At 59.8% G+C, this 26,147-nt stretch carries 24 protein-coding genes; 10 read left to right on the top strand and 14 right to left on the bottom strand.

Features of this window, described 5'->3' with window-relative positions:
• Positions 1–40 precede the first annotated feature (40 nt).
• The gene (locus ACLD1Y_RS09210; protein ID WP_429477441.1) at positions 41–691 is read right to left on the bottom strand and encodes a YceH family protein; all 651 of its coding nucleotides are present in this window, start codon (positions 689–691) and stop codon (positions 41–43) included.
• A 116-nt stretch (positions 692–807) separates the two neighbouring features.
• Here ACLD1Y_RS09210 and ACLD1Y_RS09205 point away from each other — a divergent pair, with 116 nt between their 5' ends.
• Positions 808–1,317: a DUF1993 domain-containing protein gene (locus ACLD1Y_RS09205; RefSeq protein WP_429477439.1), complete on the top strand. Its 510-nt coding sequence runs from the start codon at positions 808–810 to the stop codon at positions 1,315–1,317.
• 62 nt (positions 1,318–1,379) lie between these two features.
• Here the strand turns inward: ACLD1Y_RS09205 and sstT are convergent, their stop codons facing one another.
• On the bottom strand, positions 1,380–2,600 hold the full coding sequence (gene sstT / locus ACLD1Y_RS09200) for a serine/threonine transporter SstT (RefSeq protein WP_429477437.1): 1,221 nt from the start codon (positions 2,598–2,600) through the stop codon (positions 1,380–1,382).
• Positions 2,601–2,841: 241 nt separating this feature from the next.
• Between sstT and ACLD1Y_RS09195 the strand changes: the two genes are divergently transcribed.
• Positions 2,842–4,002 (top strand): MFS transporter, encoded by a 1,161-nt coding sequence (locus ACLD1Y_RS09195; protein WP_429477435.1) that lies wholly within the window; start codon positions 2,842–2,844, stop codon positions 4,000–4,002.
• On the opposite strand, the gene nhaR is transcribed toward ACLD1Y_RS09195, so the two are convergent.
• Positions 3,986–4,888, bottom strand: a complete 903-nt coding sequence (gene nhaR, locus ACLD1Y_RS09190; RefSeq protein WP_429477433.1) for a transcriptional activator NhaR — start codon at positions 4,886–4,888, stop codon at positions 3,986–3,988. The two genes, ACLD1Y_RS09195 and nhaR, sit on opposite strands and share 17 nt — an antisense overlap.
• Before the next feature lie 134 nt (positions 4,889–5,022).
• Here nhaR and ACLD1Y_RS09185 point away from each other — a divergent pair, with 134 nt between their 5' ends.
• Together ACLD1Y_RS09185 and ACLD1Y_RS09180 are read left to right on the top strand one after the other, a co-directional pair.
• Positions 5,023–5,268 (top strand): hypothetical protein, encoded by a 246-nt coding sequence (locus tag ACLD1Y_RS09185; RefSeq protein WP_429477431.1) that lies wholly within the window; start codon positions 5,023–5,025, stop codon positions 5,266–5,268.
• 31 nt (positions 5,269–5,299) lie between these two features.
• Complete coding sequence (locus ACLD1Y_RS09180; protein WP_122490069.1) at positions 5,300–6,049, top strand: TerC family protein; 750 nt, start codon at positions 5,300–5,302, stop codon at positions 6,047–6,049.
• A gap of 288 nt (positions 6,050–6,337) precedes the next feature.
• Here the strand turns inward: ACLD1Y_RS09180 and ACLD1Y_RS09175 are convergent, their stop codons facing one another.
• A complete protein-coding gene (locus ACLD1Y_RS09175; RefSeq protein WP_429477429.1) occupies positions 6,338–7,039 on the bottom strand; it encodes a histidine phosphatase family protein in 702 nt (233 codons plus the stop codon).
• 251 nt (positions 7,040–7,290) lie between these two features.
• Between ACLD1Y_RS09175 and ACLD1Y_RS09170 the strand changes: the two genes are divergently transcribed.
• From ACLD1Y_RS09170 to hemB, 3 genes are all read left to right on the top strand, one after another.
• On the top strand, positions 7,291–7,989 hold the full coding sequence (locus tag ACLD1Y_RS09170; protein ID WP_429477427.1) for a glutathione S-transferase N-terminal domain-containing protein: 699 nt from the start codon (positions 7,291–7,293) through the stop codon (positions 7,987–7,989).
• 4 nt (positions 7,990–7,993) lie between these two features.
• A complete protein-coding gene (locus tag ACLD1Y_RS09165; RefSeq protein WP_429477425.1) occupies positions 7,994–8,836 on the top strand; it encodes a PhzF family phenazine biosynthesis protein in 843 nt (280 codons plus the stop codon).
• A gap of 117 nt (positions 8,837–8,953) precedes the next feature.
• Positions 8,954–9,928: a porphobilinogen synthase gene (gene hemB / locus ACLD1Y_RS09160; protein WP_429477423.1), complete on the top strand. Its 975-nt coding sequence runs from the start codon at positions 8,954–8,956 to the stop codon at positions 9,926–9,928.
• A 51-nt stretch (positions 9,929–9,979) separates the two neighbouring features.
• Here the strand turns inward: hemB and ACLD1Y_RS09155 are convergent, their stop codons facing one another.
• Positions 9,980–10,294: a hypothetical protein gene (locus ACLD1Y_RS09155; protein WP_429477421.1), complete on the bottom strand. Its 315-nt coding sequence runs from the start codon at positions 10,292–10,294 to the stop codon at positions 9,980–9,982.
• Position 10,295: 1 nt separating this feature from the next.
• On the bottom strand, positions 10,296–14,918 hold the full coding sequence (locus tag ACLD1Y_RS09150; RefSeq protein ID WP_429477419.1) for an RHS repeat-associated core domain-containing protein: 4,623 nt from the start codon (positions 14,916–14,918) through the stop codon (positions 10,296–10,298).
• A 263-nt stretch (positions 14,919–15,181) separates the two neighbouring features.
• Here ACLD1Y_RS09150 and ACLD1Y_RS09145 point away from each other — a divergent pair, with 263 nt between their 5' ends.
• The gene (locus ACLD1Y_RS09145; RefSeq protein ID WP_429477418.1) at positions 15,182–16,267 is read left to right on the top strand and encodes a DUF1615 domain-containing protein; all 1,086 of its coding nucleotides are present in this window, start codon (positions 15,182–15,184) and stop codon (positions 16,265–16,267) included.
• A gap of 71 nt (positions 16,268–16,338) precedes the next feature.
• Here ACLD1Y_RS09145 and ACLD1Y_RS09140 read toward each other — a convergent pair whose 3' ends face one another.
• On the bottom strand, positions 16,339–17,166 hold the full coding sequence (locus ACLD1Y_RS09140; RefSeq protein ID WP_429477416.1) for a DUF4349 domain-containing protein: 828 nt from the start codon (positions 17,164–17,166) through the stop codon (positions 16,339–16,341).
• Positions 17,167–17,324: 158 nt separating this feature from the next.
• Here ACLD1Y_RS09140 and ACLD1Y_RS09135 point away from each other — a divergent pair, with 158 nt between their 5' ends.
• A complete protein-coding gene (locus ACLD1Y_RS09135) occupies positions 17,325–17,741 on the top strand; it encodes a PaaI family thioesterase (protein ID WP_429477414.1) in 417 nt (138 codons plus the stop codon).
• A 375-nt stretch (positions 17,742–18,116) separates the two neighbouring features.
• Here ACLD1Y_RS09135 and ACLD1Y_RS09130 read toward each other — a convergent pair whose 3' ends face one another.
• The 3 genes from ACLD1Y_RS09130 to ACLD1Y_RS09120 are packed head-to-tail and all read right to left on the bottom strand — an operon-like array spanning position 18,117 to position 20,703.
• Entirely contained in the window at positions 18,117–19,298 is a 1,182-nt protein-coding gene (locus tag ACLD1Y_RS09130; protein ID WP_429477412.1) for an acetyl-CoA C-acetyltransferase, read from the bottom strand.
• An 11-nt stretch (positions 19,299–19,309) separates the two neighbouring features.
• Positions 19,310–19,969 carry a CoA transferase subunit B gene (locus tag ACLD1Y_RS09125; RefSeq protein ID WP_429477410.1) on the bottom strand — a complete coding sequence of 220 codons (660 nt, stop codon included), beginning with the start codon at positions 19,967–19,969 and terminating at the stop codon, positions 19,310–19,312.
• Positions 19,970–20,004: 35 nt separating this feature from the next.
• A complete protein-coding gene (locus ACLD1Y_RS09120; RefSeq protein ID WP_010211319.1) occupies positions 20,005–20,703 on the bottom strand; it encodes a CoA transferase subunit A in 699 nt (232 codons plus the stop codon).
• A 133-nt stretch (positions 20,704–20,836) separates the two neighbouring features.
• On the opposite strand from ACLD1Y_RS09120, the gene ACLD1Y_RS09115 reads away from it, so the two are divergent.
• The gene (locus tag ACLD1Y_RS09115; RefSeq protein WP_429477407.1) at positions 20,837–21,739 is read left to right on the top strand and encodes a LysR family transcriptional regulator; all 903 of its coding nucleotides are present in this window, start codon (positions 20,837–20,839) and stop codon (positions 21,737–21,739) included.
• Between the two features lie 59 nt (positions 21,740–21,798).
• Here the strand turns inward: ACLD1Y_RS09115 and ACLD1Y_RS09110 are convergent, their stop codons facing one another.
• From ACLD1Y_RS09110 to ACLD1Y_RS09095, 4 genes are all read right to left on the bottom strand, one after another.
• Positions 21,799–22,128 (bottom strand): hypothetical protein, encoded by a 330-nt coding sequence (locus tag ACLD1Y_RS09110; RefSeq protein WP_122488242.1) that lies wholly within the window; start codon positions 22,126–22,128, stop codon positions 21,799–21,801.
• A 603-nt stretch (positions 22,129–22,731) separates the two neighbouring features.
• On the bottom strand, positions 22,732–23,577 hold the full coding sequence (locus ACLD1Y_RS09105) for an NAD-dependent protein deacetylase (RefSeq protein WP_429477405.1): 846 nt from the start codon (positions 23,575–23,577) through the stop codon (positions 22,732–22,734).
• An 8-nt stretch (positions 23,578–23,585) separates the two neighbouring features.
• On the bottom strand, positions 23,586–24,026 hold the full coding sequence (locus tag ACLD1Y_RS09100; RefSeq protein WP_429477403.1) for a CBS domain-containing protein: 441 nt from the start codon (positions 24,024–24,026) through the stop codon (positions 23,586–23,588).
• Positions 24,027–24,156: 130 nt separating this feature from the next.
• Positions 24,157–26,097 carry a DNA topoisomerase III gene (locus ACLD1Y_RS09095; RefSeq protein WP_429477401.1) on the bottom strand — a complete coding sequence of 647 codons (1,941 nt, stop codon included), beginning with the start codon at positions 26,095–26,097 and terminating at the stop codon, positions 24,157–24,159.
• Positions 26,098–26,147 lie beyond the last annotated feature (50 nt).

The raw sequence follows: 26,147 nt of genomic DNA, 5'->3' as shown, positions 1-26,147 counted from the left end.
CGTCTTCGCGAGCAAGCCCGCTCCCACATTTTGAGCTGTGTTACGCCTGTTCCAACTGAGCCAACCGTTCTTCCAATGCAGTGATCCTCGCTTCAAGCTCTTCAATGCGGTCCACGGAAACACTTCCAACCCCACGCTCCACCGGGCTACCGCGTGCGCTGATAATCGCCTCGATATCCGCCGGGTCCCCCAGCGCATGGGTATACCGATCTTCCCGCTGCCCCGACTGGCGTGGCACCAGCAGCGCCAACCCCCGTGCAATCAGGCGCTCAAGTTGGTGCACCACCTGCTCGGCATCTTCAAAATCATGCATGCGCCCGCTGCGGGTCAGCAGTTCGTTGACTGTCTGCGGCCCCCGCAGGAACAGCAGGCCAATCAGGATCACCTGGGCCGGCACCAGCTCCAACGCCTTGTCCACGCGGTGTTCCCAGCGGTCGGCGCGGCTGCCCATTACCAGGCGGGTGAAACCCTGGCCTTCGAGCACCCGCAGGCTCTGGCCGACCTGGCCTTGGCTGAGGTTGGTCACCGGCTCCCGGCTGGTCTTCTGGTTGCAGGCCAGTACCAGGGCGTTGAGGGTCAGGGGGTAGGTTTCCGGGTTGGTCGCCTGTTTTTCGATCAGGCAGCCCAGGATGCGGATTTCCGTGCTGTTCAGGCGCGGCTCAGGGGTCTCGTTCTCGTGCTCGGCGGTCATCGCGCTTTCCCTATGCAGTGAAGCGCCTAGCGTAAGCCGGAAAAAATAAAAGACAAGCGACAGGCAGGTCTATAATCGTCGCCTGTTCAAACCGTGCCATTACCCGTGAGACTGCCATGACTATTTCCCTGTACGCCGCTTCCGTCCCAGTCTTCAAGCAAATGCTGACTGCCCTCGGTGGTGTGTTGGCCAAAGCCGAAGCCCACGCCACCGCCAAGAACATCGAGCCGAACGCCTTGCTGCAAGCACGCCTGTTCCCGGATATGTTCCAACTGGTGCGCCAGGTACAGATCGCCGTCGACTTCGCCAAAGGCGTTTCCGCGCGCTTGGCCGAGATCGAAGTGCCTAAATACGAAGATGGCGAAGTGACCTTTGCCGACCTGCAAGCCCTGATCGCCAAAGTGCTGGCCTTCCTCGACACCATCACCCCTGAGCAAGTCGACGGCAAGGAAGGCATCGAGATCGTCACCCGCCCAGGCACCCCGAAAGAGAAGCGCTTCAGTGGCCAGTCCTACCTGCTGACCTACGGCCTGCCGCAGTTCTTCTTCCACGTCACCACCGCCTACGCCTTGCTGCGTCACAACGGTGTGGAAGTGGGCAAGCGCGACTACATGGGCGCGTTCTAAGCGGCCAAAAAAAACCGGGGCGGTTCATTCAAGAACCGCCCCGGTTTTTTTGTGCGCGACAGTTAAGCCGGCTGTTCTTCCTTGCCCAGGCAAGCGGCAGCGGTGAACAGCACATCGGTGGATGAGTTCAGCGCGGTTTCTGCCGAGTCCTGCAGCACCCCGATGATAAAACCGACGGCCACCACCTGCATGGCGATCTCGCTGGGGATGCCAAACAGGCTGCACGCCAGCGGAATCAACAGCAGCGACCCGCCCGCCACGCCCGATGCGCCGCAGGCACAAATGGCCGCGACTACGCTAAGCAGCACGGCGGTCGGCAGGTCGACGGCGATGCCCAAGGTGTGCACGGCCGCCAGGGTCAGCACGGTGATGGTGATCGCAGCGCCTGCCATGTTGATGGTGGCACCTAGCGGGATGGACACCGAATAGGTGTCTTCATGCAGCCCAAGGCGCTTGCTCAATGCCAGGTTCACCGGGATGTTCGCCGCCGAACTACGGGTGAAGAATGCGGTAATGCCGCTCTCGCGCAGGCACATCAGCACCAGCGGGTAGGGATTGCGGCGCAGTTTCCAGAACACGATGGCCGGGTTGATCACCAAGGCCACGAACAGCATGCAGCCGATCAACACCACCAGTAGGTGGGCGTAGCCGAGCAGGGCGCCGAAGCCGGAAGTGGCCAGGGTGGAGGCCACCAGGCCGAAGATGCCCAGGGGAGCGAAACGGATCACCACACGCACGATCAGCGTCACGCCGTTGGACAGGTCATCGAGCACGGTACGGGTGGTCTCGCCGGCATGGCGAATGGCAATGCCCATGCCGATGGCCCAGGCCAGGATGCCGATGAAGTTAGCGTTCATCAGGGCGCTGACCGGGTTGTCCACTACGCTGAGCAGCAGGCTTTGCAACACTTCACCAATGCCGCCGGGTGCGCTGACGGCAGCGTCATGGGTAGCCAGCACCAGGGAAGAGGGAAACCACATGCTGGCAATCACCGCGACCACAGCGGCGGCGAAGGTGCCCAGCAGGTACAGGAACAGAATCGGTTTGATGTGGGTTTCCTGGCCGTGCTTGTGGTTGGCGATCGACGCCATTACCAGCACAAACACCAGGATCGGTGCCACGGCCTTGAGCGCGGCGACAAACACCTTACCAATAAACCCGGTGGCCTTGGCCGCCTCGGGCAAGAGCAAGGCCAATAGAATGCCGGCAATCAGGCCGATGACGATTTGGGTCACCAGGCTGACGCGTGTAAGTCGTTGGAATAGGGAAGGGGCAGCAGTCATAAACACTTGTCTCTAGTTTTTTTAGTAGGGCGCAGCATTGCAAGCGGAAGGGGCTGTAGGAAGCAGTCGCGAAGTCTAGCATGCCGTAGGAAATGTCCTTGGTCGTGCGGCATTCCGTCGCCCGGCCCCGTCAGCTTTCGCCCGACCAGGACACACTCTGTTAAGATTCTCGCCTCTCACTTTTCCTCTCTGTCAGCGAGCCCTTCGGGCAGTCGTTGATGTCGTTGTTTCTGGAGTTTTCATGCTATTTCCCATCCTGCTGCTGTCAGCCGCCGGTTTTACTGTGCTGACCACGGAATTCATCATCGTCGGCCTGCTGCCGGCCATCGCCAGGGATCTGAATGTCAGCGTGTCCCAGGCGGGCTTGCTGGTGACGTTGTTCGCGTTCACGGTGGCGGCGTTCGGGCCATTTCTTACCGCCTTCTTTGCGCGGTTCCAGCGCAAGCGCCTGTTCATCAGCATTCTGGTCATGTTTGCCGTGGCCAATACCGTGGCCGCACTGGCGCCGAATATCTGGGTGATGGCTTTCGCACGGTTGATCCCAGCGCTGGGGTTACCCGTGTTTTGGGCCCTGGCCAGCGAGACGGCGGTGGACATTGTCGGTCCGGAATTTGCCGGGCGGGCTATCGAGAAGATCGGCTTCGGTATTGTGTGCGCCACGGTGTTCGGCATTCCGGTGGGCACGTTGATCAGCGATATGTTCGGTTGGCGCGCCGCGTTTGCCATCCTTGCGGTGGTGGCGATGGCCAAGGCGTTGTTGCTGTTTATTTACCTGCCGGTGACCAAACCCAAACGTGATGAAGTGACGTTGCGCTCGCAATTCAAGATCCTGCGCAACCCGCTGATGCAGGGGCATGTCCTGTTGTCGGTGCTGGTATTTAGCGGCATGTTCACGGCTTACACCTACCTGGCAGACATCCTTGAACGCCTGGCGGGGTTCGATGGCACGCTGGTGGGCTGGTGCCTGATGGGCTTTGGCGCGGTCGGGTTGATTGGCAACTCCCTGGGCGGGCGCGCGGTGGACCGTCACCCGTTGATCGCGTCCATGCTGTTCTGCGGTTTCATGATCGCGGGCATGGTGGCGTTGGTGCCAGCGATCCATTCCACCATCGGCCTGGCAGCGGCGATGGCGGTGTGGGGCGTGACCCAGGCGGCGATGTTCCTGGTCAGCCATGTGCGCTTGATCAAGGCCGCGCCCCATGCGCCGGCGTTTGCCGCGTCGTTGAATATTGCCGGCGCCAACCTGGGAATTGGTTTGGGCGCGATGGTGGGCGGGCATGTGATCGACACGCTGGGCCTGGGTAGCCTGGGGTTTGCAGCGTCTGGGCTGATCCTGGTGTCGATCCTGCTGGCGCTGTGGCTGATGACCATCAAACAGCCGGTCCTCAGGGCAGGGCAGTAAACAGCTCGCGCCGTGCACCTTCGGTAATCGCCACGATGCCGGGGTGCTTGACCTTGCGCTCCACCGAGATCGCGTAGAACGACTCGGTGACCGCATCGGTTTGGCCGATCAGCGCCACGCCGTATTGGTGCACCACTTCATCGGCGATCACGCTGGGGGCGATAAAAATCCCGCTGCCGGACTGGCCGAAGGCCTGCATCAGGGCGCTGTCGTCGAACTCGCCGATGATTTTCGGTTGGATCTGCTGTTCGGCGAACCAGCGTTGCAAACGGCTGCGCACCACCGTTTCTGCCCCTGGAATCAACAGCGGCGCGCCCTGCAAACATTGTGGGAAAGTGCCGCCGTAGGTGTCCGCCAACGCCTGGGTGGCAAAAAAACTGATGCCGCATTCCCCCAACTTCTGGCTGTAGCCCTTGATGTCCAAATGCGTGGGCATGGGGCTGTCGGAGATCACCAGGTCCAGGCGCTGGATCGCCAGGTCGGCCAGCAGACGTTCGAGTTTGTCTTCGCGGCAGGTGATGCGGATCGGCTCGTTCAGCTCCATGGTCGGCGCGATCAGCCGGTAGACGATGGACTTGGGCACCACATCCGCCACGCCGACGCGGAACAGGATCTGCTGCTCATTGGGTTGGGCGCGCAGCATCGCTTCCAATTCATTACCGGTCTGGAACATCTGCTCGGCATAGGGCAAGGCCTGGCGCCCGGCTTCGGTCAGTTCCAACTGGCGGCCGACTCGCTGAAACAACGCGATACCGAAGGTTTGCTCAAGCAGGCTGATCTGCCCGCTGATGGTCTGGGGCGTGAGGTTCAATTGCTCACAGGCGCGCACGATGCTGCCGGTCTTGGCCACGACCCAAAAGTAGTGCAGTTGGCGGTAATTGAGCATGGCGACCTTAACTTCGTAAAAACCGAAGTATACGCGAGAAAAATACGAATTTTACTGAACTGTTCCGCTGCATAGAATGCCTCGCTATCGCGGGGCCACTATTTGGACCCAATGGTTCTAACGAGGAATACATCATGAAACTCAATTCCCTGGGCGCAGCATCGCTGCTTGCGCTTTCATTGGTGGTTATCAGCGGTTGTGATCAGGTCGAGAAAAGTGCTCAGCAGGTGCTGGGCAAGGCCACCGAGTCGGCCAAGCAAGCGATCGATGACACCCACAAGGCTGCCGAACAGGCGTTGAGTGAAGCGACCCAAGGGTTGATCAAGCCTGAGAAACCGGAAGAAGAAGTCGAAGACACTTCCAACACCAAAGAAACCTAATTCCCCAGCACTTTCACCTCAGGACTGACCTATGGATTACCTCTTACAACTGGCCGCCAGCCCCACTGCCTGGGTGGCACTGGCCACCTTGATCGTCATGGAAATCGTGCTGGGCATCGATAACCTGATCTTTATCTCGATCCTCACCAACAAACTGCCAGAGCAGCACCGGGCCAAGGCGCGGCGCATCGGTATCAGCATGGCGTTGGTACTGCGCCTGGGCCTGCTGAGCACCATCGCGTTTATCGTGCAGTTGACCACGCCGGTGTTCGAGGTGCTGGGCCAGGCGTTTTCGTGGAAGGACATGATCCTGATCGCCGGTGGCTTGTTCCTGGTGTGGAAGGCGACGACCGAGATCCATCACAGCATGGACCCGGAGCCGGAAGAGAAGGCCAGCGTCAGCAACACGGTTGCCATCGGTTTTGCGGCGGCGATCGGTCAGATCCTGCTGCTGGACCTGGTGTTCTCCATCGACAGCATCATTACGGCCGTGGGCATGACCGAGCACTTGCCGATCATGATCATTGCCGTGGTGACTTCGGTGATCGTGATGCTGGTGGCGGCCGAACCGTTGGCCAAGTTCATCAACGACAACCCGACCGTGGTGATGCTGGCCCTGGGCTTCTTGATCATGATCGGCATGACGCTGATCGCCGAAGGCTTCGGCGCCCATGTGCCTAAAGGCTACGTGTACGCGGCCATGGCGTTCTCGGCGGCGATTGAGTGCTTGAACATTGCACGGCGCAACCGGCACAAAAGGTTGCTCGCCGCTCGGCAGTAAGCGCGTGGTGAATGGGCCTGCTGCTGTGGGCAGGCTTGGTTGTGGAGAACGGGCTTGGTTGTGGTGACCGGGCTTGTTGTGTGGTGACCGGGCCTGTTGTGGTGAGCGGGCTTGCCCCGCGCTGGGCTGCGCAGCAGCCCTAAAACCAAACGCCGCATTCTGTCAGACAGAATGCGGCGTTTTTATTGGGGCGGCTTCGCCACCCAGCGCGGGGCAAGCCCGCTCACCACAACAGGCCTGTTCACCACAACAGTTCTGCTCACCACCACAAGCCTGCTCACAGCATCATCAGGAATCAGCGCTGACCTGCGTCGGCTCCGGGCAAGTCTCGTCACCGTTGTTCAAGCCCTGCTTGTAGTTGCGGCTCAGCAGCGACGCCTTGCCGTTATGCCAGGTCAGGGTCAGCACATACAGCGTGTCGTAATCACTGCCGGACCAATCGTCGGTGATGGTGTGTTTTTCACCCGAGGCTTCACTGGCCACCTTGTTGATCAACTCCGGTAGATAACCGTGGGACCAGGCGGTGTAGATGATGGAGTTGTGATACTTGTCCTCCACCAACTCGTCGGCGAGGGCGCTGGTGTCATTCGCCGAGAACTTGATGTTCACCGGCAGGCCCAGCTTGATGGCGCTGGGGCTGATAGTCATCAGTGGGCGAATGTAGCTGTAGGAATTATCGAACTCACCTTCCTCGACATTCCGCGTCGGGTTGGCCGCGAACACAAAGTTGGCCTTGCCGAATTTTTCCGGGAGTACCGTGGCCAGGTTCATGGCACGGTTCAGGCCCTGGCAATTGAGCTGGCCCAGGCCGCCGGCGGGTTTTTCGCCGTGACGCAGGAACACCAGGGTCTGCACGCCGTCCGCCTGTTCCGCGCGGCTGGTGCGCGATTCAAGGGTCAGGCCGATGGCGCCGCCGACCAGCAATATCGGCAACATAATGTATGAATAGCGTTTAAGACGCAGCGCAAGGCACAGAGGCTTGATTGTCATTGGTGTCGAGTCTTCAGTGCATCGGGTGAGGGCGGACACGCCCGGCCCCAGTGACGCTTAGAGCGTCCTGCGGTGTTCCCTGTCGTAATAGCCAGGCGCCTCCATTCACCCTATGAGCGCACGTAAGAGTGCAGATGGGCGTATTGGTTCGCCCACGCGGGATAATAACCCGGCGATGTTGCGCATTGATGACCCAGGCAGGACACCGGGGAGATGACTATCATGGGGGCTTTCCGTTAAAGGGATTTCCGATGAACCCGCTCGCAGCCTTCCCGATCAATAGCAAATGGCCCGCCCAGCACCCGGAGCGCCTGCAGTTGTATTCGTTGCCCACGCCCAACGGCGTCAAGGTCTCGATCATGCTCGAAGAGCTGGGCCTACCCTATGAAGCCCACAAGGTCAGTTTCGAGACCCAGGACCAGTTGTCTCCCGAGTTCCTGTCCTTGAACCCCAACAACAAGATCCCCGCGATCATCGACCCCGACGGCCCAGGCGGTGTGCCGTTGGCGCTGTTCGAATCCGGCGCGATCCTGATCTACCTGGCGGAAAAAACCAGCCAGTTTTTGTCTGAAGACCCGGCCACCCGTTACGAAACCATTCAGTGGCTGATGTTCCAGATGGGCGGTATCGGCCCGATGTTTGGGCAGTTGGGCTTTTTCAACAAATTCGCCGGCAAGGCCTATGAAGACAAACGCCCCCGCGACCGCTACGCCGCTGAATCCCGGCGCTTGCTGGACGTACTGGAAAAACGCCTGCTGGGCCGCACCTGGATCATGGGCGACGACTACAGCATTGCCGACATCGCGACCTTCCCGTGGATCCGCAACCTGATCGGCTTCTACGAATCCGGCGACTTGGTGGGCATCGCCGACTTCCCTAACGTACTGCGCGCGCTGGACGGTTTTGTCGCCCGGCCGGCGGTGATCCGTGGCCTGAATATTCCGAGCTGAGCCGATGCCGATTTTCGATTTCAAACAACTGGATGTATTCAGCAGCGTGGCGCTCAAGGGCAACCCGCTGGCGGTGGTGTTGGGCGCCGATAGCCTGACCGACCAGCAGATGGCTGATTTCGCCAACTGGACCAACCTCAGCGAAACCACGTTTTTGCTGACACCCCGCGATCCGAGGGCTGACTATCGGGTGCGAATTTTCACCACCTTGAAGGAGTTGCCCTTCGCCGGGCACCCGACCTTGGGCAGTTGCCACGCTTGGTTGCAAGCCGGTGGCATCCCGAAGGGCGAAGAGATCATCCAGGAGTGCGAGATCGGCCTGGTGCGTATCCGTCGCCAAGGCGATGAACTGGCGTTTATCGCACCGCCCTTGCTGCGGTCCGGTCCGGTGGAGGCGCCTTTGCTGGAGCGCGTGCGGCTGGCGTTGGGCTTGGGCGTCGATGCCATCGTGCGTAGCCAATGGGTCGACAATGGCGCGGGATGGCTAGCGTTGATGTTGGCCAGTCGCGACCAAGTCCTAGCCTTGCAGCCGGACTATTCCCAACTGCTCGGCTTGGCGGTGGGCGTGATCGCCCCTTGTGATCTCGCCCGTGACGACGTGGACGCACACTTTGAGGTGCGTGCCTTTGTCGCAGGCGACGGCGCCCAGGAAGACCCGGCCACCGGCAGCCTGAATGCCGGTGTGGCCCAATGGTTGCTCGGCGAAGGCCTGGCGCCAGAGCGCTACGTGGTCAGCCAGGGCACGGCTCTGGGGCGTGCGGGGCGTATTCGGGTCGAGCGCCAGGGCGATCAAGTCTGGGTCGGCGGCGCCGTCGCGCTGTGCATCGAAGGGCGTCTACAGCTCTAGATCAATACATTATTACCGCCCGGGCAATACACTATTGGCCCCCCGGCGTTTGTGCTGCGAGGGCCTGGGGGCATAAGCTTTCGCCCCAAAGTTTCTTGTCATTATTTCAGGACAGCCATGACCAGCCAGTTCCCCCAAGCCCGTCCACGCCGCCTGCGCCGCTCCCCGGAGCTGCGTGGCTTGTTCCAGGAAACCGAGTTCACCCTCAACGACCTGGTGCTGCCGATCTTCGTCGAAGAAGAAATCGACGACTTCGTGCCCATCACCAGCATGCCCGGTGTACTGCGCATTCCCGAAAAGAAACTAGCCAGTGAAGTCGAGCGCTATGCCCGCGCCGGTATCAAGTCGGTGATGACCTTTGGCGTGTCCCACCACCTGGACGCCAGCGGCAGCGACACCTGGAAAGAGCGCGGCCTGGTCTCACGCATGTCCTCGATCATCAAGGACGCTGTGCCGGAAATGATCGTGATGTCCGACACCTGCTTCTGCGAATACACCGACCACGGCCACTGCGGCGTGATGCACGGCGCCCACGTCGATAACGACGCCACCCTGGTCAACCTCGGCAAACAAGCCGTGGCTGCCGCCCGTGCCGGTGCCGACGTGATCGCACCGTCCGCCGCGATGGACGGCCAGGTCCAGGCCATCCGCCGCGCCCTCGACGACGCCGGTTTCACCCATATCCCGATCATGGCCTACTCCACCAAATTCGCCTCAGCCCTCTACGGCCCATTCCGCGAAGCCGGCGGCAGCGCCCTCAAGGGCGACCGTAAAAGCTACCAGATGAACCCGATGAACCGCCGCGAAGCCGTACGCGAATCGCTGCTGGACGAACAGGAAGGCGCAGACGCGCTGATGGTCAAACCGGCCGGCGCCTACCTCGACATCATCCGCGACATCCGCGAAGCCTCGCGCCTGCCGGTGGCGGCGTATCAGGTGAGCGGTGAATACGCGATGATCAAGTTCGGCGCGCAGGCGGGCGCGATTGATGAGGATCGCGTGGTGCGCGAGACGTTGGGGTCGATCAAACGGGCGGGGGCGGATTTGATTTTTACGTACTTTGCGATGGATTTGGCGCTGGCTGGGATCTAAGGCCCGCTGCAATTGCAAATGTGGGAGGGGGCTTGCCCCTTCCATATCTGCTTACTTTTGTTCAGCACGGTAATTTCCGGCGATTACTTCAAAAATAACGTCTCCACCGTTACTCGAAGTAAAACAGTAGCTTATTCCTACCCCATCTACTTCCTGCCGTTTTAATTCTTTAGAAAGTGGCGAGTTTTCCTCTTCATACATATCGCATACTTCGGCGCCAACAGCGTTAATACCTTGAAATGCGATGAGATCTTCAAAAGTTATTAGCCATGAATTTTCTTGCCAGTCCGTGAACTCCATCAGAAGTGCATTTCGGTGGCAGGTTACTTTTTCAATTGTTCCGTCAGAAACGGGGAATTTTGTCATTTCATGTCCCTGGGTGCCGTTCGCCCGGCAAGAAGCCGGTTCCGTGTCCGGGCTCATAATTTTCGGGTTTTACCTTCATTAGGAGCTTTTGCTTTTCTGCCTGATTCCAACTCAAGTTATTTGGTTTGAGCTCTATGTGGTAATGCTCTCCGTGATGCCTTGGGGCGTAGGGGCCCTTGTCTCCCGGATGGCTTTCAAACCTTATTCGAGTATCGCTGTTTGGTCTCCATTCCATTCTTTGAGTGTCGTGCTTCGTCGTTGATACTTTGGGAGCGACACCTAAGACATTTGTTAAGTCATTCGGGTCATTGGGGAAACGGTTATAGGCATCCGGTAGCGGCGGTTTACCCTCATCAAGCCTGTACTGTCGTGCTGGATCATCAACTTCTAGTGACTGCTTGCATCCATCAGCACCTGGACATGTGCTTAAACCCAGTGGGTCCACCCACCCCGTAGGATTATGCGCGTATTGGTACGTGTTGATCCCACCCGCCAACTTCACCGGATCCGGCGTCAGGTAACGACCAATATCCGGATTGTAGTAGCGATGGCGGTTGTAGTGCAGTCCGCTTTCCTGGTCGAAGTACTGGCCTTGGAAGCGCAGCGGGTTGTCGATTTTGGCTACGTCTAGGCGGGAGATTTCGCCGTAGGCGCGGTAGTGGGCGGACCAGACGATTTCGCCGTCAGGGCTGGTGAGTTCTTGGGGCGTGCCGAGGTGGTCGAGTTGGTAGTGGTAGGGCTCTACTGTTTTTGGGCCGAAGCCTTCCAGCATTGCCAGTGGGCGGAAGCTATCCGGTTCGTAGAGATAGCTGCGGTGTCGGTCTTTGTGATGCTCGGCAATGAGCTTGTCGCCTTGCCAGAAAAACTCCGTGGTTTCCCCACCCACGGTTTTGCTGATACGCCGCCCAAACGGGTCATAGCAATAGCTGGCAGTTTGGCCGTTGGGCTTGGTGACGCTTATTAACCGATGTTGGCAGTCGTAGCGGTATTCGGTGACGAGTTGATGGCCTTTGCCGCGCCGCTCACGGATGAGGTTGCCGAGGGCGTCGTAGTCGTAGTGGTTGTCGCCCTGCATCAGCAGGCGATTACCCGCCACGATGTCGGGGCCGGGGCGGTCTTGCATCAGCAGGTTGCCCGCCGGGTCGTGGGCGAAGCGTTCTTGCAGGTCTTGGGAGTGATCGGCGCGGGTTAGGCGGTTGAGGGGGTCGTACTGGTAAAGGTGTTCGCCTTTGCGAGTGTCGAATAGGCGGGTGAGGTTTTCGGTTTTGTCGTAGTCGTATTGGCGTTGGTAGAGGTAATGATCCTGGTGGGTGAGGGCGTGGGCGTGCAGGCGTTGTTGGTCGTCGTAGTGGTAGTGGCTTAAGAGTTGGCCTTGTTGGCGTTGGTGTTCCTGGCCGGATTTGAATAAGTGGGATGTAAGTAACGAGCCGTTGAGTTCAACGGTGGCGAGATGGCCGCCTTTTGCATGATTAAAAACAACACGGTTGTTATCTGGCAGGCGAAGTTTTTGGAGCTGGCCGCAGGCGTCGTAGCCGTAACGCAAGGTGCCCCAGCCTTGATGTTCGGCGGTGAGGCGGTTTTGGTGGTCGTATTCGTAGGAAAGTGCCCAATGGCCGTCTTCGACGCTAAGGAGATTGCCCTGGCGGTCGTAGGCATAGTCGATAGCCTTTCCATCAGGCAGGGTTTTTCGTACAAGGCGCCCGGCGTAATCGCGTTCGTAACGAGTGACGAGCTGACTGCCGTCATCGCCGTGTTCGGTCTTTTCTTGCAGGTTGCCGTTGAGGTCGTAGACGTAGGCAGTACGTTGGCCGTCAAACCCGGTTTCCTGTTGGATTAGCCCGTTGGGGTGGTAATCAAGTTGGTAGGTTTCGCCAACCTCATTTTCGATCTCGGTCAGCAACAACCGCACATTGTCGTAACGGTATTTAACCTGGGTGCCATCCGCATTGATGCGGCGGCTGATCAGGTGCAAACCATCCGCATATTCGTACCGCGTCACGCGCCCGAGTTCATCGCGCTCGGCGGTGATTTTTCCGTAGGGGTTGTAGCTGTATTCCCGCGTTAAACCGCCCGGTAGCACTACACGAACCAAACGCCCAACGCTGTCCCACTGATACTCGGTCAGCGCACCATGTTCGTCTTCGCGCGCAATCTGCCGCCCAATATCGTCATAGCGATACCGCTTGATACCGCCATTGGGCAGTTGTTCTTCAACAAGCTGCCCACGCTCATTCCAGACCAGTCGTTGAGAGCTGTTATCCGGGTACCAAACCCCAATCAACTGCCCATATTTGTTGTAGCTGTAGTCGGTGATATGCCCATCAGGATCAATCTTGCGCGTGACATCGCCCTGATCATTACGCTCGTACTTCCAAACCGCTTCACCGCGCCGTACCACCCGTACGAAGCCGTTGTGATGCTCGTAGGATGTCGGCTCATCCTCCCCCGGAAACACCGCCACCAAACGCCCGACATCGTCGTACTGATACGCCGTCACCGCCCCCAGCGGGTCTTGCTCAACCGTCAGCCGGCCGTTGTCGTCGTAGGATTTGAAGTGCTGGGCGCCATCCGGATCAACCCGTTGCACCAGCCGCGCGCGCTGGTCATGCACGTAGACTTCCTGGCTGCCATCGGCGTTAAACACGGTGACGCGGCCGTTGTCATCCCAGGCATAGCGCGTATCCATCTGCGAAAAACTGGCCCAATGCCGGACACATCGCGCCGCCTTGCCAGAGCGTTCCCACGCCCAGAAGAAACTCGCCCCACCGGCCAAACCGCGTTCAAGAATGACGTGCTGGTCGTCGTAGCGATAAGTCTCGGTTTCGCCTACGGCATTGGTCGCGGAAACCAGCCTGCCGAGTTCGTCGTAGGCGTAGGAAACCACGCCGTGTTCGGTGACCCAGACGTAGGGCTCATAGTCCTTGGCCCGCTGAATCTGGTACTCCACCGCGACGATTCGACCGAGCGAGTAGCGCAAGAACAACGAGCGCCCGACACCGTTATCCACCCGTTCAATACGCCCCGAATAATCCCGGGAAATACGCAGCCGGTTGCCATACGCATCACTGATCGCCGTTAGCGAACCGTTAACGAAGTGGTAAAAACGTGACGCCTGCGCCAGCACCAACTCATCCGGTAAATCCCCCAGATAAATCGCCACTTCGGCCAGGCTATTGGTAATCGCCGGCCGCGAAGAGGACGGCAAGGGCAGGGCAGTCGAGCGATTCTCATGATCGGTCCACACCACCGAATCACCCAAAACCTCCAGCCGATGCGCCAGCGAGTGACTCCAACCAAACCCCAACCCGCCATCCACTTCCACCGCACTGGTGCGATACAACCGGGTCCACTCAAACGGCAAAATCCCATCCAGTGACCCATCCACCAAAGTCAGAAGCTCTTCGCCGGTGACCATCGACACCGGGCAGCCGTTGGTAGCAGTTTTATCCGCACTTGAAGCCGCATCACCGTTCGGGTTTTTCCCCGAAACCGGCACATCATCCACATGCTCTTTTTGCTTCAATACAGCGTTCTGCCGCGCCTTCCAGCGCATCTGCATCGTGCCTTGCTTCAACCCACCAACGACCCCACGAACCGCCACCGCCTTGTAGCGATCCACCGCCTGCATAAACTTCGTCAGAATCTCCAGCAGCCCCTTAACAAAACCCACCGCAGCCTCAAGGATCTGCTTGCCGTACTTGACCAACCGCAACGTCAGATACGCCACACCCGCCGCCGGCAACGCGATGGTCAACACCAGCGCAATCACCAGGTCGATCAACAACGACACCACAAACCCAGCCGCCACTTCGGCGAGCGCACTGGGCGGCAACGCGTCGAGCCACACCATCGCCGTGCGCAGCATCAGAAACAGCGCCGCTTCATCACTGGCCAGCAACATGGCCTGTTCCATGACCTTGGGCGCATTAGTGGCAATTTTTGCCAACGAAGCCGCTTGCTCGCCCAGTTCTTCGACGTACTTCAACGGGTCAGCAAGAATTGCCTGCACCCGCTTGATGCTGTCCCACACCTCACGAATCGCCGCCCAACTGCCTGCCAACAAGCCACTGCCAATCGCGCTGGCGGTGGACTGTTCCCAATGGGGCCGAAAGCCTTTCCACTGCTCGCGAAGCCAATGCTCCAAGTCCGCCGTCAGCCCGGTGTAGGAGGCAAACAACGCGTCTACCTGCTCGCCAGAAACGCCACCCTGCACCCGCACCTGATAACGCCCGCCAGCCGCGCAGTGGTGTGAACCCTTGCCGTGTTCATCGAGCATGATCACGGTGGAACTGCCGTCATCGAGCCCGATGACCTCGACCGGAATGTCACCGATCGGCACGTCATACACCGACTCGAACTGGCTCTGGATCTTCAACTCGCCGCCGAGTGAACACACGGCAACAGCGCCCATAAAGTCGGGGTCAGTCATGCTCACCGAGTGCTGCGAATCCCCCACCCGCAACACCCGGTCCATGCCCAGCAGCGACGGCAAATCAGCCGCATGGCTCACCGAATCCAGGGCACGCGAATACCAGGCGTTCATCTGCTGGCGGTAGATCGCCAGGCTCTGATGGAAGCCATCGAGTTCGTGTTCGATAAGGGCGATGTGCGAAGCGTGGGTCATCGACAACCCCTCCCTGCGGGAGGGGCACGATCAACCCAGGCACTAAAAAACATGATCATCTGCAATCCCTCGCACGGTGTTTTCAGGCGAGGGACTTTGCAGCGGTTACCAGGGCATGGGAGTAGAGCTTATCCGGCCGTTACGTGTGAATTTTCAACAGGTTTGTCTTGCCCCGTACCCACCTCCTACGGTTCGGCGAACGCCGGTTAGACTTATCGGTCCATATCAGCAATGCCCGGCCCGTTGCCGTCCAAGGAAACCATATGCCCCTGCGCCGCCTGATCCTGTGCCTCACCCCCATGTTGGTGCTGGCCGGTTGTTCCACCCCACGCGGTCCGCAACAACCGGAACGTAGCGAGGCCGAGGTGAAGGCGCAGATCGTGCGCCTGTTGCCAGCAACAGTGGCCGACCGCAACGGCTGGGCACAGGACATCTACACCGCCTTCGACACCCAGAAAATCTACCCCAGCAGCGAAAATATCTGCGCCGTACTGGCCGTGACCGAGCAAGAATCCACCTACCAGGTCGACCCGCCCGTGCCGAACATGGGCAAGATCGCCCAGGACGAAATGCTGCGCCGCGCCGCCAAGGTGTATGTGCCTGCGGTGGTGGTGCGCACCACCCTGCAATTGCGCTCGCCCACCGGCAAAACCTACGCAGAACGCCTGAACGCCGCACGCACAGAGAAGGACCTGAGCGGCATCTTCGACGACTTCATCAGCATGGTGCCCTTGGGCAATACCTTGTTTGGCGGTTTTAACCCGGTGCACACTGCGGGGCCCATGCAAGTCAGCATCGATTTTGCGCAGAAACAGGCACGGGGATATCCCTACACGGTGGACGGCAGCATCCGACGTGAAGTCTTCACCCGGCGCGGCGGTATGTATTTCGGCATCGCCCATTTGCTCGGCTACCCGGTCAACTACGACCAGCCGCTGTACCGCTTTGCCGACTTCAATGCCGGTTGGTACGCCAGCCGCAACGCAGCGTTCCAGGCAGCGGTCAGTCGCGCCTCAGGCAAAGAGCTGGCATTGGACGGAGATTTGATTCGCTACGGCTCGTTGTTGCCGGGCACCACCGAGTTGGCGGTGCGTTCACTGGGGGCGAAGCTGGATATGCGCAACCCCAGCATCCGCAGCCAGTTGGAGCAGGGCCAGCAGTTGGACTTTGACGAGACCACCCTCTACAAGCGTGTGTTCGCCCTGGCCGATACGGCCGCCGGCAAGCCGATGCCACGGGCGATCCTGCCGGGCATCGTGCTCAAGAGTCCAAAGATCACCCGCAACCTCACCACGGCGTGGTTTGCCAAGCGGGTGGATGAGCGCTACCAGCGCTGCATGAAGCGCTGACGGTGGTTGTGGTGAGCGGGCTTGCCCCGCGCTGGGCAGCGCAGCAGCCCCAAAAAGTTTAAAGGGTGATATCAGGTGTCACTCTTGGACTGCTTCGCAGCCCGGCGCGGGGCAAGCCCGCTCACCACAATAAATCGGCGCCACAGCCACACCCACAACCACACCACGGGAAATGCCAGGATCACAAACGGCAGCACATAGCTGGACCGCTCCAGGGCGTCGGCGGTGCCGTTCACCAGGTTGTCACCCAGGTTGCTGAACATGCGGCTGAACCGCGACGGTTGGTTTGCACCGTCGGAGGAGCGGAAGTTCAGGGTCACGCGGTTGGTGTCGAGACGGCGTTGTTGGTTGGCGGCGATCTGCGCCAGTTCCTGCAACTCGTTTTCGATGCTGGCTTGCTCCTTGCTCAAGGCGATCAGGTCGCTAACGGTGATGTCCTTGCGTTTGGACAATTCATCCAAGCGGTGTTGCTGGGCTTGCAGACGGTCCTGGCGGCGGCGCACGTCAGCGACGGCGTCGGCGAGGTCTTCGGCGGTGGTGATGCGCTGGCCGAGCTTGCCTCCTTCGGCGGCCATCGCCACCATCGGCTCTACCCCGGTAGGCGCGATGCGCAGGATGATCTCGCCACCGTTGCCGTCTTCGGTGATGCCCAGAATGTTGCAGGCGCCAAAGCGCGCAGTCTCGCAGGCTTCGCGGGTGGCCTGCATACGCGGTGCCAGCAGGGCGCCGGGCAGGGCCAGGGTCAGTTCATGTTCATAGGCCAGTTGTGCGCCGACACGGCTTTGTTCGCCGTTGATCACCCGTGCTCGAGAGTGGTCCTTGGGCGAACAACCGGCGAGGGTCAGGCCTGCGAGCAAGATCAAAATGAGGGGTGTGGCTTTGCCGTCCAGATGGCGCATTGCGGTTCCTTGGGAGGTGCGGGGAATTTTGGACGGCGATTAAAGCGGGTCTGGCGGATTAACGCAAAGCATCGTGCAGGATTTGCGTGGTTGATGGTGATGGTTGGCGCAGACGGGCTGGAGTACACCTCAGGCCTGACTCCAAGGAAGAACTCGCCATGATCGCTGTCCCCGAAGGTTTTGTTTCACTGCCCCGCAGCAGCCCGTTGCTAGATCTGCTGGGTCCGGCGTATTGCCGAGGTGAGGGGCTGCAACTGGAGATCGGCCTGCGTGCCGATAACCGTCATGCTAATGGGCGTGGCACGGTACATGGCGGGGTGTTGGCGACCCTGGCGGATATCGGCATGGGCTATGCAATGGCGTTTTCCAGTGAGCCACCGTTGCCGTTGATCACTGCGAGCATGACCTTGGACTATCTGGGCGCTGTGCAGGTGGGGGAGTGGATCGTGGTGCGGTTGGAACATCACAAGCGCGGGCGGCAGATGGCGTTTGCCACGGTGAGTTTGCAGGTGGGGGAGAAGGTGGTGGCGCGGGCGAATGCGGTGTTTGCGGTGCCGCAATTTGACAGGCAATGAAGATCAAAATGTGGGAGCGGGCTTGCTCGCGAATGCGGTGTGTCAGTCACCAGATTCATATCTGACACACCGCATTCGCGAGCAAGCCCGCCCCCACATTTGAACTGTGTTTTTTCAGAAAGCCTGCATAAGGAAAAGGCCCGGTTCCACGAAAACCGGGCCTTTTCTTTCTGCAGGCTTTCTGAAAAAACACAGTTCAAATGTGGGAGCGGGCTTGCTCGCGAATGCGGTGTGTCAGTCACCAGATTCATATCTGACACACCGCATTCGCGAGCAAGCCCGCTCCCACATTTGAACTGTGTTTTTTCAGAAAGCCTGCATAAAGAAAAGGCCCGGTTTTCGTGGAACCGGGCCTTTTCAATGTTGCTCGTTTGATCAGCTGCGTTCGAGGGCCAGCGCCACCCCTTGGCCGCCACCGATACACAACGTGGCCAGGCCTTTCTTGGCATCACGCTTGATCATCTCGTGCAGCAAGGTCACCAGCACACGGCAGCCTGAGGCGCCGATCGGGTGGCCGATGGCAATGGCGCCGCCGTTGACGTTGACTTTCTCCGCGTCCCACTCCAGCTCCTTGCCCACCGCCAAGGCTTGCGCGGCGAAGGCTTCGTTGGCTTCGATCAGGTCCAGGTCGCCCAGGCTCCAACCGGCTTTGTCCAGGCAGCGGCGGGTGGCCGAGACCGGGCCGATACCCATGATCGCAGGGTCCACGCCAGCATTCGCATAGCTGGCGATGCGCGCCAGCACCGGCAGGCCGAGGGATTTGGCTTTGTCGGCGCTCATCAGCAGCACCGCAGCGGCGCCGTCATTGAGGCTGGAGGCGTTGCCGGCAGTGACGCTGCCGTCTTTCTTGAACGCGGGCTTGAGCTTGCCCAGGGACTCGGCGGTGGTGCCGGCGCGGGGCTGCTCGTCCACGGCGAAGGCCACCGGGTCGCCTTTGCGCTGGGGGATCAGGATTGGGGTGATCTCGTCGGCAAAGCGCCCGGCTTCAATGGCCGCAGCGGCTTTTTGCTGGGAGGCGGCGGCGAACGCGTCCTGGGCTTCACGGCTGATGCCGTATTTGTCCACCAGGTTCTCGGCGGTGATACCCATGTGGTAGTCGTTGAACGCATCCCACAGTCCATCGGTGATCATGCTGTCGACCATCTTGGCGTGGCCCATGCGCAAACCGGTGCGCGCGGCGGGCAGTACGTAGGGGGCCAGGCTCATGTTTTCCATGCCGCCGGCGATGATTACCTCGGCGTCGCCACAACGGATGGCTTGGGCGCCCAGATGCAGGGCCTTGAGGCCGGAGCCGCAGACCTTGTTGAGGGTCAGGCTTGGCACCGCGTGGGGCAGGCCTGCGAGGATCGAGGCCTGGCGCGCCGGGTTCTGGCCGCTGCCTGCGGTGAGCACTTGGCCGAGGATCACTTCATCGACTTGGGCCGGGTCCAGGCCGGTCTGCTCCAGCAGGCGGCGGATCACGGCGGCGCCCAGTTCCGGTGCCGGGATATTCGCCAGCGAACCCTGGAAGCTGCCCACGGCGGTGCGGGTGGCAGCAACAATCACGACGTCTTGCATGGAATCTGTCCTCACTGGAAGTGCATTTCTGGAACGTGGTCCGGGACGATCAGTTTACCGGCGGTCTTGCTCACAATCTCTTCAACGCTGACGCCAGGTGCGCGTTCCTTGAGGACAAAAGCGCCATTTTCGATTTCCAGGTACGCAAGGTCGGTCAAGACACGCTTGATGCAGTTGGCGCCGGTCAGCGGCAGGCTGCATTGGCTGAGCAACTTGGACTCACCGTCCTTGGAGGCGTGGGTCATGATCACGATGATGTTTTCCGCACCCGCCACCAGGTCCATGGCGCCGCCCATGCCCTTGACCAACTTGCCGGGGATCATCCACGACGCGATGTTGCCTTGCACATCCACTTCAAACGCGCCCAGCACGGTGAGGTCGACGTGGCCGCCGCGAATCATCGCGAAGGACTCGGCGGAGGAGAAGATCGACGCGCCGACGCGTGCGGTGACCGTCTGCTTGCCGGCGTTGATCATGTCGGCATCAATGGTTTCTTCGGTAGGAAACGGTCCCATGCCCAGCAGGCCGTTTTCCGATTGCAGCATCACTTCAATGCCTTCGGGGATGTAGTTGGCCACCAGGGTCGGGATGCCGATGCCGAGGTTGACGTAGAAACCGTCCTGCATTTCGCGGGCGACGCGTTGAGCCATTTGTTCGCGGGTAAGCGCCATGTGTGTTTCCTCTTATTGTTCGGGCTGGAGGCGGATTATTTGCGCACGGTGCGCTGTTCGATGCGCTTCTCGAACGTGCCGCAGATGATCCGGTCGACGTAGATGCCAGGGGTGTGGATCTGCGCCGGGTCCAGCTCGCCCGGTTCGACGATTTCCTCGACTTCGACCACGGTGATCTTGCCAGCGGTGGCGGCCAGTGGGTTGAAGTTCTGGGCGGTGTGGCGGTAGATCACGTTGCCGAAGTGGTCGGCTTTCCAGCCTTTGACGATGGCGAAGTCGCCGGTGATGGATTCTTCCATCAGGTACGGGCGACCATTGAATTCGCGGGTTTCCTTGCCTTCGGCCACGGGCGTGCCGACGCCGGTGGCGGTGAAGAAGGCCGGGATGCCAGCGCCGCCTGCGCGCATTTTTTCTGCCAGGGTGCCTTGGGGGGTCAGTACCACTTCGATTTCGCCGCTGAGCAGCTGCTTCTCGAACAGGGCGTTTTCACCGACGTAGGAGGCGATCACCTTGCTGATCTGCTTTTCTTCCAGCAGCACGCCCAGGCCAAAACCGTCGACGCCGCAGTTGTTGGAAACCACCGTCAGGTCGCGGGTGCCTTTGCGCTTGATCTCGGCGATGAGGTTTTCTGGAATGCCGCACAGGCCAAAACCACCGGAGAGCACGGTCATGCCGTCTTCCAGACCTGCCAGCGCTTCTTCATAGGACGCCACGCGTTTGTCGAAACCTGCCATATGCACCTCTTTTATTGTTTGTGGTCCAGCCAGTGAGCCGAGTGTTGCGCCGACAGATTGATTTGTTAAGTTGTTTTTTTAGGTTGATTGATTTAGAAAACAGCATAGTCGCCCAGCCGCTCGGAGTAGCCTCATGACCGTTAAACAGATGCGCGCCTTTCTCGCCGTGGCCCAGTCCTTGAGTTTTGCCGCCGCCTGCGAGCGCTTGCACCTTTCCCAGTCGGCGTTGAGCCTGACCATCAAAGGCCTGGAAGAAGGCTTGGGCGGGCGCCTGTTCAGCCGTAATACCCGTAACGTTGCCCTGACCCCTGAAGGTGAATCCCTGTTGCCGCTGGCCCGGCGCTTGATCGCGGACTGGGACAATGCCGAAGACGAACTGCGCCAACGCTTTACCCTGCAACGTGGGCGGGTGACGGTAGCGGCGATGCCCTCGTTTGCTGGAAACCTGTTGCCACCGATCCTGAAGATATTCCGCGCACGTTACCCCCAGGTGAATGTGACCGTGCATGACCTGATCAACGAGCAGGTGCTGGAGATGGTGCGAGACCGCCAGGTGGAATTGGGCGTGGCGTTCGAGCCATCGGAAGGTTCGTCGTTGGCGTTCACACCGCTGTACCTGGATCGTTTTATCGCCGTAGTGCCCGGTGATTCGCCGTTGGCAGCCTGTGCCGAGATCGACTGGAAAACCCTGTTGGAGCAACCGTTCATAACGTTGCAAAGGCCGTCTACGGTGCGGGTGATGCTGGAAGAACACTTGGGCGCGTTGCAGATGAAGCTGCCGGTAGCGCTGGAAAGCCATCAGTTGGCGACGGTGGGCAAGATGGTTGCCAATGGCCTGGGGGTTAGCGCTGTGCCTGCGTTATGCGCGCGGCAGATGGAAGAGGCGGGGGCGCATTGCATTACGTTGCGCGACCCGGTGATCGAGCGTCCGATTGGGGTGTTGACCAAACCAGGGCATGAGCTGTCGGCGGCGGCGCAAGTGCTGTTTGATATTTTTCGCGATGAAGCGGGGAAGGGCAGGTTTCCAACGTTTTGACGGTGTTGAAAATAAAAATGGGCGCTGGTAAACCAGCGCCCATTTAAGTTGAGCGTTACTTAGTAGTAACGGTCGACGACTTTAACTTGCGAGCTGTCTTTGAAAGACGCCCAGGCATTGTTAAGGGTGTCGAAAACTTGTTCGATAAAGTTGCGATCAGCCGCAGCTTTCTTGCCGACATAACCCTGGCCACGGCGGTACATCTTCAGGCGCGCCGCCAGTTCACGGTTATTGCGGTCAAACTCGGCTTCTTCGGTATGGGGCGCCAGGCAGTCAATTTGGACTTCGCCCGATTTGCCCACCCAAAGGATATGGTCGTCGAGTGTGTCTTTCTGCGCTGCGAACATCTCAGCCAATTCATCGATAGTGGGTTGGTTGTTCAGATTCATGTGTAAGCCCCTTGACCAGTTGGCGATCTATCAATTGATTCGTTAACTATTAAGTTGTCTCCGGTTCCGAAAACCGGGCGTCAGCGACTGTCTGCCGAATACGGGCAGGGTCTTGAACCTGATGCATGTAGTCTTGCTGATGAACTGCTACGCAATGGTTTCATAACGAAGACAAGCAGCGTTTGAGCTCCTTGTACCGATCCTTGCGGGCCGGTCAGCTTCATCAATCTGCCTTGTGGGCAGTGCACATCCGGAAAAAACAGCTCGGCGGTCAGACGAGCTTGTTCAAAACACTTGTTGCTGACGCTCCCGATCCGGGAGACGTCTCGATAATGCAAGGACAAAAAGGTTACGTCAACGGTTATGTAGTGATTATTTTTAGTCACTACATAATTTGCCGTGGACACGGGGGGATGCGGGAAAAGGTGACTTGAGCGTCATTTTTTGGAGGGGTGGGTCGTTGTGCGTAGAGAGGGGATCTACCGCTAAACCCTGTGGGAGCTGGCTTGCCTGCGATAGCGGAGTGTCAGCTACACGCTTGCTGACTGACACACTGCTATCGCAGGCAAGCCAGCTCCCACATTTTGGTTTGTGGTGTTTGTTCTATTTCAGGCGTTCAGCGAGTAAGGGCAACAACGTCTCGCAAGACGCCTCGATCTTCACCTGCAACAACTCATCCCCCCGCGTCTTGCCCAGGTTGATGGCAATCACCGGCTTGCCTTGCTCCACCATTGCCTTGCACAGCCTAAACGCTGAATAAGCCATCAGCGACGACCCCACCACCAGCAATCCTTCGGCCTGTTCCACTGCGGTCATCGCCTTGGCCGCCGTGGCTTGGGCGACGTTCTCGCCAAAGAACACCACATCCGGTTTCAACCGTTGGCCATTGCAGTGGGGGCAGTGGGGCGCCTGGAAGCGTTCTTCAAATGCGGGGTCGAGCAGGGTGTCGCCATCGGGAGCCTGAATGGCATCGACGCCGGCCAGGTAAGGATTCTGGGCTTCCATCAGCCGTTGGATCACGTCGCGCTCGCTGCGCTGTTGGCAATCCAGGCACAGCACCCGGTGCAGGCTGCCGTGCAGTTCGATCACGTCGTGGCTTCCGGCTTGGTCATGCAGGGTGTCTACGTTCTGCGTGATCAGCCCACTGATGCGCTGGCGTTGCTGCAAAGTGGCCAGCGCCAGGTGAGCCGGGTTCGGCTGGGCCACGCGAACCCTCGGCCACCCCAGCATCGCCCTGGCCCAATAACGCCGGCGGGCCTGCGGGGTGGCGAGGAACTCCTGGTACATCATCGGCGCCTTGCCCCGGCGTACGCCGTCGCTGTCGCGGTAGTCGGGTATGCCCGATGACGTGCTGATCCCCGCACCGGTCAACACCAGCAAGCGTCGTTCAGCCATCGCCCGGTACAGGGTACCGAGGTGGTCTTCCTGATGTTCCAGGCTGTCGAGCATTGGTTCCCCTATTCGCCGCGGATGTATTGCTCCAACTGTTTGATCAGGTCCGCCTGGTCGGCAATGGCTTCCTTCACCAAGTCGCCGATGGACAGCAGGCCTAGCAGTTTGCCGTCTTCGACCACGGGTAGGTGGCGCAGGTGACTGTCGGTCATGATGTTCATGCACTCATCGACTTTCTTGTGGCTATCGACGGTGATCACCGGCGAGCTCATCACCTCGTGGACCTTTGTCGTGACCGACGACAGCCCCTTGAGCATGATCTTACGTGCGTAGTCGCGTTCGCTGATGATGCCTACCACTACGCCATCTCGGACGACCGGCAACGCCCCGACGTTTTTCTCCGACATGCGGACCAGCGCTTCAAACACGGTGTGGTCGTGTTTGATGACATGGACTTCCTGATTCTTTTGGTCCTTGGCTTTGAGCACTTGTGCGACGGTTTTCATGGCGGCCACTCCGGTGTTGTTATTAGGTAGTCAAGGTCCCCTTAAGAATCCTAGACGGCCTGCGCCGGGGCAAGGTCCAAAGCGGCGTTAAACTCGTCGAAAAACGTCATTCGCCGGATTTTTTCGACCGTTACCCCACTTTTGTCGGCTTTTTGGCGCGTTTGGGGCTGGCGGTTGTCTTGCGGGGTGCGCTCTTGCGTTTCTTTTTCCATGGGGTGGCACCGGGGCCTGCCGGGCCTGTGATGGTCATGCGCATGCCATTGCAACGTGCCACTTGCTTGCTCATCCAGGCCGCCTGTTTGGCGACGAATTCTTCCAGGCTCATTTCGCCGCTTTGCACCATGTCCAGCGCTTGCTCCCAGATGGCGGTGGTGCCGGGGTCGGCGATGGCACGGGGCACGGCGTCGATCAGGCTGAACGCCGCCGGTGTGGCCGACAGGACCTTGCCGTTTTTTACCAGGTAACCCCGGTCGAGCAAGCCCTGGATAATCCCGGCGCGGGTGGCTTCAGTGCCGATGCCGGTGGTGTCCTTGAGCTTTTGCTTGAGCAGTGGGTCTTCTACCAGCTTGGCGACGTTTTTCATTGCCTTGATCAAGTCGCCTTCGGTAAAGGGTTTGGGCGGTTGGGTCCATAGGTCTTTGAGGTTGACCTTGGCCACCGCGTAATCCTGGCCCTGGGCCAATGTAGGCAAGGCTTGCGGTGCAGGCGCCTCACGCCCTTTGGCCGGCGCCAGGGCTTCGGGCAGGGCGCGCTTCCAACCGGGTTCGATCACCACTTTGCCCACCGCACGTAGCGCTTGCCCCGCACAGTCGAAATCCGCCTGGGTGCGATCATATTCATGGTTGGGCAGGAACTGCGCCAGGTAACGGGCGCGAATCAGGGTATAGACCGCACGGTGCTTGCCAGTGAGTTGCCCTACATCCTTGCCGGCGCCGGTGGGGATGATGCCGTGGTGGGCACTGACCTTGGCGTCGTTCCATGCCCGCGAGCGGCGCTGGGGGTCGATATGCGGCATCAGCTCGTTTACCGCCGTATCGGCACGGCCCAACGCGGCGAGGATCTTCGGCGCGTCGCTGTGCTGGCTCACTGGCAAGTAGCCGCAATCGCTGCGTGGGTAGGTGATGGCTTTGTGGGTTTCGTAGAGGGATTGCGCAATATCCAGGGTTTCCTGGGCGCCGAGGCCGAGTTTCTTGGAGCAGATCTCTTGCAGAGTGCCCAGGTCGAAGGGCAGGGGCGCCACTTCGCGCATGCGTTCGGTGCGTAGCTTTACCAGCCGTGCGCTGGCGGCATTGCGCATGGCATCGGCGGCGTCTTGGGCCAGTTGCGGGTTGAGGCAACGGCCCTGGTCGTCGCAGGCATCTTCGGCGGCGCGCCATTGGGCGGTGAAGGTCATGCGTTCGTGGCGCAGGTCCACGTCGATGGCCCAGTACGCCACCGGCACGAAGTCGGCAATACTGCGGTCGCGGTCCACCACCAGGCGCAACGTGGGTGTTTGCACCCGGCCCACCGGCAGCACACCTTGGTAACCGGATTGGCGCCCGAGCAAGGTAAACAGGCGGCTCATGTTCATGCCGATCAGCCAGTCGGCGCGGGAGCGGCCCAGGGCCGAGTGGTACAGGCTAAAGGTTTCGGCACCGGGCTTGAGGGCGGCCAGGGCTTTGCGAATGGAGGCGTCGTCCAACGCCGAAAGCCACAAACGCTGGATCGGCCCGCGATAACGGCAATGTTCCACTAACTCCCGAGCGATCATCTCGCCTTCGCGGTCGGCGTCGGTGGCGATCACCAGTTCCTGGGCTTCCCCCAGTAGACGCTTGACTGCCTTGAACTGGCTGGCGGTCTTGGGCTTGACGCGCATCTTCCATTTTTCCGGGACGATGGGCAGGTCGGCCAGCACCCAGCGTTTGTACTTTTCGTCGTAGGCGTCGGGCGGGGCGGTTTCCAGCAGGTGGCCGATGCACCAGGTGACTGTGACCCCATTGCCCAACCAACAGCCGTCGCCCCGGCGACTGGCGCCGAGTACGGCCGCGATATCCTTGGCCTGGGAGGGTTTTTCACAGAGGTACAGCCGCATGGTCAGCCCATTCGTTACACAGTTGAATGGGGGGCAGCATGGGCAAAAGC

Source organism: Pseudomonas sp. 18175, from assembly GCF_050432925.1.
GTDB lineage: Bacteria > Pseudomonadota > Gammaproteobacteria > Pseudomonadales > Pseudomonadaceae > Aquipseudomonas.
The sequence above is the reverse complement of the archived record's forward strand: the minus strand, read 5'-3'. Positions and strand labels throughout refer to the sequence as shown.

Excerpts from the sequence above, each read along its gene's own strand:
- ACLD1Y_RS09100 (WP_429477403.1), bottom strand. The coding sequence starts at position 24,026 with ATGAAAACCGTCGCACAAGTGCTCAAAGCCAAGGACCAAAAGAATCAG.
- ACLD1Y_RS09180 (WP_122490069.1), top strand. The coding sequence starts at position 5,300 with ATGGATTACCTCTTACAACTGGCCGCCAGCCCCACTGCCTGGGTGGCA.
- ACLD1Y_RS09130 (WP_429477412.1), bottom strand. The coding sequence starts at position 19,298 with ATGCAAGACGTCGTGATTGTTGCTGCCACCCGCACCGCCGTGGGCAGC.
- sstT (WP_429477437.1), bottom strand. The coding sequence starts at position 2,600 with ATGACTGCTGCCCCTTCCCTATTCCAACGACTTACACGCGTCAGCCTG.
- ACLD1Y_RS09150 (WP_429477419.1), bottom strand. The coding sequence starts at position 14,918 with ATGACCCACGCTTCGCACATCGCCCTTATCGAACACGAACTCGATGGC.
- ACLD1Y_RS09145 (WP_429477418.1), top strand. The coding sequence starts at position 15,182 with ATGCCCCTGCGCCGCCTGATCCTGTGCCTCACCCCCATGTTGGTGCTG.
- ACLD1Y_RS09205 (WP_429477439.1), top strand. The coding sequence starts at position 808 with ATGACTATTTCCCTGTACGCCGCTTCCGTCCCAGTCTTCAAGCAAATG.
- ACLD1Y_RS09155 (WP_429477421.1), bottom strand. The coding sequence starts at position 10,294 with ATGACAAAATTCCCCGTTTCTGACGGAACAATTGAAAAAGTAACCTGC.
- ACLD1Y_RS09210 (WP_429477441.1), bottom strand. The coding sequence starts at position 691 with ATGACCGCCGAGCACGAGAACGAGACCCCTGAGCCGCGCCTGAACAGC.
- ACLD1Y_RS09115 (WP_429477407.1), top strand. The coding sequence starts at position 20,837 with ATGACCGTTAAACAGATGCGCGCCTTTCTCGCCGTGGCCCAGTCCTTG.
- ACLD1Y_RS09135 (WP_429477414.1), top strand. The coding sequence starts at position 17,325 with ATGATCGCTGTCCCCGAAGGTTTTGTTTCACTGCCCCGCAGCAGCCCG.
- ACLD1Y_RS09175 (WP_429477429.1), bottom strand. The coding sequence starts at position 7,039 with ATGACAATCAAGCCTCTGTGCCTTGCGCTGCGTCTTAAACGCTATTCA.
- ACLD1Y_RS09125 (WP_429477410.1), bottom strand. The coding sequence starts at position 19,969 with ATGGCGCTTACCCGCGAACAAATGGCTCAACGCGTCGCCCGCGAAATG.
- ACLD1Y_RS09105 (WP_429477405.1), bottom strand. The coding sequence starts at position 23,577 with ATGCTCGACAGCCTGGAACATCAGGAAGACCACCTCGGTACCCTGTAC.
- nhaR (WP_429477433.1), bottom strand. The coding sequence starts at position 4,888 with ATGCTCAATTACCGCCAACTGCACTACTTTTGGGTCGTGGCCAAGACC.
- ACLD1Y_RS09165 (WP_429477425.1), top strand. The coding sequence starts at position 7,994 with ATGCCGATTTTCGATTTCAAACAACTGGATGTATTCAGCAGCGTGGCG.
- ACLD1Y_RS09120 (WP_010211319.1), bottom strand. The coding sequence starts at position 20,703 with ATGGCAGGTTTCGACAAACGCGTGGCGTCCTATGAAGAAGCGCTGGCA.
- ACLD1Y_RS09095 (WP_429477401.1), bottom strand. The coding sequence starts at position 26,097 with ATGCGGCTGTACCTCTGTGAAAAACCCTCCCAGGCCAAGGATATCGCG.
- ACLD1Y_RS09110 (WP_122488242.1), bottom strand. The coding sequence starts at position 22,128 with ATGAATCTGAACAACCAACCCACTATCGATGAATTGGCTGAGATGTTC.
- ACLD1Y_RS09195 (WP_429477435.1), top strand. The coding sequence starts at position 2,842 with ATGCTATTTCCCATCCTGCTGCTGTCAGCCGCCGGTTTTACTGTGCTG.
- hemB (WP_429477423.1), top strand. The coding sequence starts at position 8,954 with ATGACCAGCCAGTTCCCCCAAGCCCGTCCACGCCGCCTGCGCCGCTCC.
- ACLD1Y_RS09185 (WP_429477431.1), top strand. The coding sequence starts at position 5,023 with ATGAAACTCAATTCCCTGGGCGCAGCATCGCTGCTTGCGCTTTCATTG.
- ACLD1Y_RS09170 (WP_429477427.1), top strand. The coding sequence starts at position 7,291 with ATGAACCCGCTCGCAGCCTTCCCGATCAATAGCAAATGGCCCGCCCAG.
- ACLD1Y_RS09140 (WP_429477416.1), bottom strand. The coding sequence starts at position 17,166 with ATGCGCCATCTGGACGGCAAAGCCACACCCCTCATTTTGATCTTGCTC.